Annotated in this window: 6 protein-coding genes; 4 read left to right on the top strand and 2 right to left on the bottom strand. The window is 73.8% G+C overall.

Annotated features, from left to right (window positions below; genetic code table 11):
- Positions 1-1,001: helix-turn-helix transcriptional regulator (locus tag ACSNOC_RS26460; protein ID WP_436750099.1), on the top strand; the 1,001-nt coding region annotated here is incomplete at its 5' end.
- A 34-nt stretch (positions 1,002-1,035) separates the two neighbouring features.
- On the opposite strand, the gene ACSNOC_RS26455 is transcribed toward ACSNOC_RS26460, so the two are convergent.
- A complete protein-coding gene (locus tag ACSNOC_RS26455) occupies positions 1,036-1,398 on the bottom strand; it encodes a hypothetical protein (RefSeq protein WP_436750098.1) in 363 nt (120 codons plus the stop codon).
- Between the two features lie 23 nt (positions 1,399-1,421).
- Entirely contained in the window at positions 1,422-2,015 is a 594-nt protein-coding gene (locus ACSNOC_RS26450; protein ID WP_436750097.1) for a hemerythrin domain-containing protein, read from the bottom strand.
- A 163-nt stretch (positions 2,016-2,178) separates the two neighbouring features.
- On the opposite strand from ACSNOC_RS26450, the gene ACSNOC_RS26445 reads away from it, so the two are divergent.
- The 3 genes from ACSNOC_RS26445 to ACSNOC_RS26435 form a co-directional block, all read left to right on the top strand.
- Positions 2,179-2,586 carry an SseB family protein gene (locus tag ACSNOC_RS26445; RefSeq protein ID WP_436750096.1) on the top strand — a complete coding sequence of 136 codons (408 nt, stop codon included), beginning with the start codon at positions 2,179-2,181 and terminating at the stop codon, positions 2,584-2,586.
- Entirely contained in the window at positions 2,583-3,170 is a 588-nt protein-coding gene (locus ACSNOC_RS26440; protein WP_436750095.1) for a hypothetical protein, read from the top strand. Before ACSNOC_RS26445 ends, ACSNOC_RS26440 begins: the two co-directional genes overlap by 4 nt.
- Before the next feature lie 6 nt (positions 3,171-3,176).
- Positions 3,177-6,853 (top strand): putative T7SS-secreted protein (locus ACSNOC_RS26435; RefSeq protein ID WP_436750094.1); only part of this gene is annotated, 3,677 nt, incomplete at its 3' end.

Raw genomic sequence — 6,853 nt, 5'->3', positions numbered from 1 at the left:
CCCCCCCCCCCCCCCCCCCCCCCCCCCCCCCCCCCGCCGAGCTGGGCCGCGAGAGCTCCCGCCACATCGGCCGTCTCGTCCCGCACGACGGGTACATGCTCGCCGGGCTCGACCCCGTCACGGGCGCGGGGTGCCTCTTCAGCGGCGAGAACACGTACAGCCTCGGCGCCCTGGACGACATCGTGGCCGACGAGCCGGTGGACGCGGACGTCCGCCCCTACGCGGCGCTCCGGCGGAGCCCGGCCCCGGTCGGGGTGCTCGGCTCGGGCGGCCCGGAGGACCGGCACAGCGCGGTCCTGCACGACGTGATGGCCCGGGAGGGCTTCGGCGGCCAGATGCGGCTGGTGCTGGTCTCGGGCGGGGTGCTGTGGGGAACCCTCACCCTGGTGCGGGAGCGGGGACGCCCGCACTTCTCGGCCGCCGAGGTCGCGCGCGCCCAGCAGCTCGTGGCACCGATGACCATGGCGCTCAAGCGGTTCGTGCGGCGGACGGCGCCGCGTCCCGTGCGGTCCCCGCGCCCGCCGGGCGTGCTCGTCATCGGGGACACCAGCACGATCAGGACGGCCACCGCCACCGCCGGGTCCTGGCTGGGCATCCCGCCCGGCCCCGGACTCCCCGACGACCCGGTGGCGCTGGCCCTGCTGTGGCACATCACCTTCATGACCCGGCGCCTCGGGGAGCCGGTGCTGAACCGCGTTCCCACGGCCGACGGCTGGGTGGAGATGCACGCCCAGCCGGTGTGCGGACCCCGGTCCGGGGAGGTCGCGATCACGCTCCAGCCCACCTCGGCGCGGACCCTGCTGCCCGCGGTCGCCGCCTGGTACGGCGTCACGCCCGCGGAGGTCGCCGTGATTCAGGAGGCGCTCCAGGGCCTGCCCGCCAAGCTGATCGCCCGGCGCCTGGGCGTGTCGCCGCACACCGTGAACGACCACCTGAAGGCGGTCTACCGCAAGCTGGGGGTCGGAAGCCGCGAGGAGCTGATCGCCTCCCTGTCCACCTGACGGGCGGCCCCGCCGCACGACGCGCGCGTCGCCGTCATGCCGCCCCCGGGCGGCTGCGGCACCAGGCGGCGAGCCACGCGCCCTCCACGAGCGCGTCGACCAGGTAGGTGGGGCGCAGCCGCCCGACCGGCACGTAGCGGAGGTCGACGGCCAGCAGGGTGGCCGTCGTGCCGTATCCCAGCAGGCGGGCGGCGGACAGGCCCTCGCCGGTCGAGGCCGCCCTGACCTGGGCCGCGCCGCAGGTCATCAGCAGACCGGCGACGGTCGTCACCAGCCAGTCGTCCCGCTTCGGGCCGAAGAACGCCTCGAAGCTGCGCCGGTGGGCCACGGACCAGCCACCGGTCACCAGGTTGAACAGCCCGTGCCAGCGGGCCAGCACGACGGGTGAGGCGGACACGGCGTCTCGGACTCGGCGCCTCGTCAGCGGCCGGATCCCATGGCCTTGCGCACCGCGTCCCGGGTGCGGTCGACCACGGCCGCGAGCGGGCCGAGCGTGACGTTCTTCGCGGCGGACTCCACGCCCGGGTGCGGGTGCGTCGGGGCCGTGGCCTCGGCTGCCTTGACGGCCTTGGCCATGGTGGTGAGCCGCTTGGCGTCGGTGTGCTCCCGCAGCGCCGGGAACTCGTGCCGCTCCTCCGCCTCCGCGTGCTGGATCACCGCCTCGCGCAGGGTCGTGAACAGGGGCATGAACTCCGGGTCGTCGGTGTCCATGCCGTCCAGCCGGCGCAGGATTTCCTTGGCCTCCCGTTCCTCCTCCAGGCGTGCGGCCACCACGGCGTCCGCGCCCTCGGCGGCCCGCCGGGCGGCGGGGTGGACGACCTCCTCCTCGGCGGTCTCGTGCACGGCCAGCAGGCGCACCAGGCTGCGGAACGCCTCGCGCCGCTCGTCCCCGCCGGAGGTCGCGACCTGCCGGAAGAGGTACCGGATCTCCTCGTGCTGACGCATCAGCAGGGCGACGACGTCCTCGTCGCCACCGGCCCCCTGCCGCGGCTGCGGCTGCGGCTGTGCTGTCATGTCGCGCTCCTTCCCGTTCCGGTGCGCGTTCCCGTTTCTCGTTCTCGGTTCCGTACTGGCGGATCCGTCTTCACATCAGCACAGATCCGGCGGCGCGGCATGTCGGGAAGGCCGCATGCCGGAAGGTTGCGAGGGGCGAATCGGGGGGTGGACGATGAACGGTATGGAGTTGGGGGATCACATCGCCGCGGTGCGGGCGGGGACGGGCGATCCGGCGGCGATGGTCGGGGAGTTGCGGCGGACGGCGGTGCTGGTGCCGCTGACGGACGGCCGTTTCATGTCGGGCGTGTCGAACGGGATCCGGTGGCTGTTCGCCTTCACGGACGAGGCGGCGCTCGCGCGGTTCGCGGTGGCCCGCGGGGCCGCGCCGGGTGAGGAGTGGGAGTACGCGGCGGTGCTGGGGGCGCGGCTGCTGGACGTGGTGGCGCCGTCGGTGGGCGGCCCGGTGGGGGTGGCGGTGGACGTCGCGGACGAGGACGGCTCGATGCTGTTCCCGCCGGTGAAGGGGATCGTGCCGGACGCGGTGGCGGTGGACACCGGCGGGGGCGAGGGCGGGGAGGCCGGACGGTGAGCGAGAACGGGGACCTGGTCGTCGGCCAGGAGTCGGTGGACCTGATCACGCGGGGGCTGCGGGCGGCGATCGACGAGCTGGCGGTGGTGGGGAACGAGACCGGCGCGCTCATGGGCAGCGGCTTCGACGACCTGTCGCTGACGGCAATGGAGGCCGGGGGCAGCGGACTGGCGGACGCGTTCGAGGGGTTCTGCGAGCAGTGGGAGTGGGGTGTGCGGGGGCTGGTGCAGAACGCGAACGACATCGCGAACCGGCTGGGCCTGGCGGCGGGGATGTTCTGGGAGGAGGAGCAGTACTGGGCGGACACCTTCGCGGTGACGCTGAACGCCGTCTCCCCGACCGGGAATCCGCACGCGACGGAGGAGGAGATCGCCCAGCAGGGCATCCGGGACATCCTGACGCCGGACGCGCCGGACTACAGCGGCGAGTCCTTCCGGCAGGCCGGGGAGGACATCACCCGGACCTGGCAGGACACCGGGCGGAGCCTGATGACGGACGGGGTGGGCGGGATGCGGACCGATCTGGTCGAGGGCACGCTCGGGGTGGATCTGACGCCCGGTGACGAGAGCCGGGAAGGGCGGTAACGGCCGGTGGGGCTGGGGGATTTCGTCCCGGATGTGGTCGAGGACGCGGTCGAGGAGGGGGTCGAGGCCGTCGGTGAGGCGGTCGACGCCACCAGTGACTGGACGGCGGACCGGCTGGAGGACGTCGGGCTGGAGAGCGCGGCGGGCTGGGTGCGGGAGACCGGCGACTCGGTGGCGAACCGGATGGGCGCGGCGCCGGACGAGTTGCAACTGGACCAGACCGAGGATCCGGCGAAGCTGATCCACGGCAGTGTGGGCAAGCTGCGGTCCACGGCGGAGCATCTGCTGGACTTCCGGGCGGCGTTCACGGATGTGGGCAACGGGCTGCGGGGGGTGGACGCGGAGGCGTTCGAGGGCGAGACGGCGGACGCGTTCCGCGGCCGGGTGTCGGTGGAACCGGAGAAGTGGTTCACGGCGGCCGACGCGTGCGAGCGGGCCGCCACGGCGCTGAACGACTTCGCCGGAGTGGTGGAGTGGGCGCAGGGGCAGGCGCGGCTGGCGATCGACCGGTACCGGGAGGCGCGGACGGCCTCGGAGGAGGCGCGGACGGCGCACAACGAGCAGGTGGAGGCGTACAACGCGGCGGTCGACACCTACAACGCCACGCCGCCGGACCAGCGTGGGTCGGTGGTGGTGCCGCCGTGTCCGGCGGAGTTCCGGGATCCGGGCGTGGCCATGGTGGAGGAGGCCGCCGAGATCCTGGCCGAGGCGCGCCGCCAGCGCAACGAGGCGCAGGAGCGGGCGGTGGCGGCCGTGGCGGCGGCACGGGACATGGCGCCGCCAAAGCCGTCGTACAGCGAGCAGCTGGGTGACGCGTATCTGGGGGTGCAGCTCAACTCCTCACATTTGATGGGCGGGTTGGTGCGGGGTACGGCGGGGCTGCTGAACGTCGCGCGCGGGGTGAACCCGCTGGATCCGTACAACCTGACGCACCCGGCGGAGTATCTGACCCAACTGAACAGCACGGCCGCGGGTCTGGTGCGGATGGGCAACGACCCGGTGGGCACGGCCGGGACGATGTGGGACTCGTTCGCGCGGGATCCGGCCGAGGGCACTGGGCGGCTGATACCCGAGCTGCTGGGCACCAAGGGCGCGGGCGCGGCCCGCGCGGGTGCGAACGCCGCCCGGCGCGCGGCGGACGCGCCGTCGCCGGGGCGGACGCAGGTCCGCGAGGATGGGCCGGACGCTCCCCGGAACACGCCCGAAGGGCAGGTGACGCGGGGGCCGACGGACCCGGTGAACCTGGCGACGGGCCGGATGTTCCTGCCGCAGACGGACGTGGTCCTGCCGGGTGTGCTGCCGCTGGTGTTCCGCCGCCACGTGGAGTCCGGTTACCGGGCGGGACGGTGGTTCGGCCCGTCCTGGGCCAGCACGGTCGACCAGCGGCTCGACGTGGACGCCGAGGGCGTGGTGTTCCTCTCCGAGGAGGGGCTGGTGCTGGCGTATCCGCACCCGGCCCCCGGGGTGCCGACCCTGCCCGCCTCTGGTCCGCGCTGGCCGCTGGAGAGCACCCCCGGCGGCGACTACGTGCTCACCGACCCTGAGTCGGGCCGCACCTGGCACTTCGCCGGACCCGGCGGCGACGGCGAGGCGCCACTGCTGGAGATCGCCGACCGCGCCGGGCACCGCATCACGTTCGAGTACGACGAACACGGCACGCCCCTGGGCCTGGTGCACTCCGGCGGCTACCACCTGGAGTTCACCTGCGAGAACGGCCGGATCACCGCGCTCCGTCTGGCCGGTGTGGACGGGGAGCAGCCGCTGGTCCGGTACGGGTACACGGGCGGCGATCTGACGGAGGTGGTCAACTCCTCCGGGCTGCCCCTGCGGTTCGCGTACGACGACGAGCACCGCGTCGTCGCCTGGACCGACCGCAACGGCCGCCGCTACGACTACGCCTACGACAGCCGGGACCGGTGCGTCGCCGAGGGTGGCACCGAGGGCCACCTGGCCATGCGGATCTCCTACGGCGAGCCCGACCCGGCCACCGGGCTGCGGACCACGACCGTCACCACCTCGCAGGGCCACACCAGCCGCTACGTGATCGATCCGGCCTGCCGCGTCGTCGCGGTCACCGACCCCAACGGCCACACCACCCGCTTCACCTACGACACCCACGGCAACCGGCTGACCCGTACCGACGCCCTGGGCCACACCACCGTCTTCTCTCACGACGAGGCGGGCCGACTGGTGGGCGTCGTCCTGCCGGACGGCACGGAAACAAGCGCCGTCTACAACGAGTTGGGCCTGCCGGTCACGGTCACCGGCCCGGACGGCGCGGTCTGGCGTTACACGTACGACGAGCGCGGCAACCGCACCGCCGTCACCGACCCGGCCGGGCACACCACCCGCTACGCCTACGACACCGCCAGCCATCTCGCGTCGGTCACCGATGCTCCCCCAGACTCCGTCCGGGGGGACTCCCAGGGTGCCGTCACGCGGGTGCGGTGCGACGCGGCGGGCCTGCCGCTGGAGATCACCGACCCCCTGGGCGGCGTGACCCGCTACGAGCGGGACGCGTTCGGCCGCCCCATCGCACTCACCGACCCGCTCGGCGGAACCACCCGCCTGGAGTGGACACCGGAAGGGCACCTGACCCGCCGCGTGGACGCAGGCGGCGCCGAGCAGTCCTGGAGTTACGACGGCGAGGGCAACTGCGTCCGCCACACCGACGCAGGCGGCGGCGTCACCACGTTCGAGTACACCCACTTCGATCTCCTGGCCGCCCGCACCGACCCGGACGGCGCCCGCTACACGTTCGCCCACGACACCCAGCTCAGGCTGACCGGGGTCACCAACCCCCAGGGCCTGACCTGGAGTTACACCTACGACCCGGCGGGCCGCCTGGTGGCGGAAACGGACTTCGACGGCCGCACCCTGCGCTACGCCCACGACGCGACCGGCCACCTGATCTCCCGCACCAACCCCCTCGGCGAGACGGTCACCCTCGAACGCGACCTGCTCGGCCGGGTGATCCGCAAGGACGCCGCCGGACAGGTCACCACCTACACCTACGACCCGGCCGGACGCCTCGCCTCAGCGGCAGGCCCCGACGCCGAGACCGTCATCCGCCGAGACCGCCTCGGCCGCGTCAAGACCGAGATGATCAACGGCCGGGTCCTGACCCACGCCTATGACCCGCTCGGCCGCGTTCTGCGCCGCACCACGCCCAGCGGCGCGGTCTCGACCTTCGCCTACGACCCGGCCGGGCGCCGCACCGCCCTGACCGCGTCCGGCCGCACTCTGGCCTTCGACCGCGACGCGACCGGCCGCGAAACCACCCGCCGTATCGGCAGCTCCCTCCTGCTGTCCCAGACCTGGGACGAGGCCGGCCGCCTGACCGCCCAGACCCTGACCAACGCCACCGGCCCGCTGCACCACCGCCTCTACCGCTACCGGGCCGACGGCCACCTCACCGGCCTGGACGACCGCACCTTCGACCTGGACCCGATGGGCCGGGTCACCGCCGTCCACGCCGAGAGCTGGAGCGAGACATACGCCTACGACGCGGCCGGGAACCAGACCTCGGCCTCCTGGCCGACGACCCACCCCGGCCACGAGGCCACCGGCCCCCGCACCTACACCGGCACCCGCCTCACCCGCGCCGGCCGCATGCGCTACGAGTACGACGAGGCTGGCCGCGTCGTCCTGCGCCAGAAGACCCGCCTGTCGAAGAAGCCCGA

Source organism: Streptomyces sp. URMC 129 (assembly GCF_051386415.1).
GTDB lineage: Bacteria > Actinomycetota > Actinomycetes > Streptomycetales > Streptomycetaceae > Streptomyces.
Note: the sequence above shows the minus strand (reverse complement) of the source record. Positions and strands in the feature narration are given on the sequence as shown.

Bases quoted from the DNA above. Each gene is read 5' to 3' on its own strand.
- ACSNOC_RS26445 (WP_436750096.1), top strand. From the start codon at position 2,179: ATGGAGTTGGGGGATCACATCGCCGCGGTGCGGGCGGGGACGGGCGAT.
- ACSNOC_RS26450 (WP_436750097.1), bottom strand. From the start codon at position 2,015: ATGACAGCACAGCCGCAGCCGCAGCCGCGGCAGGGGGCCGGTGGCGAC.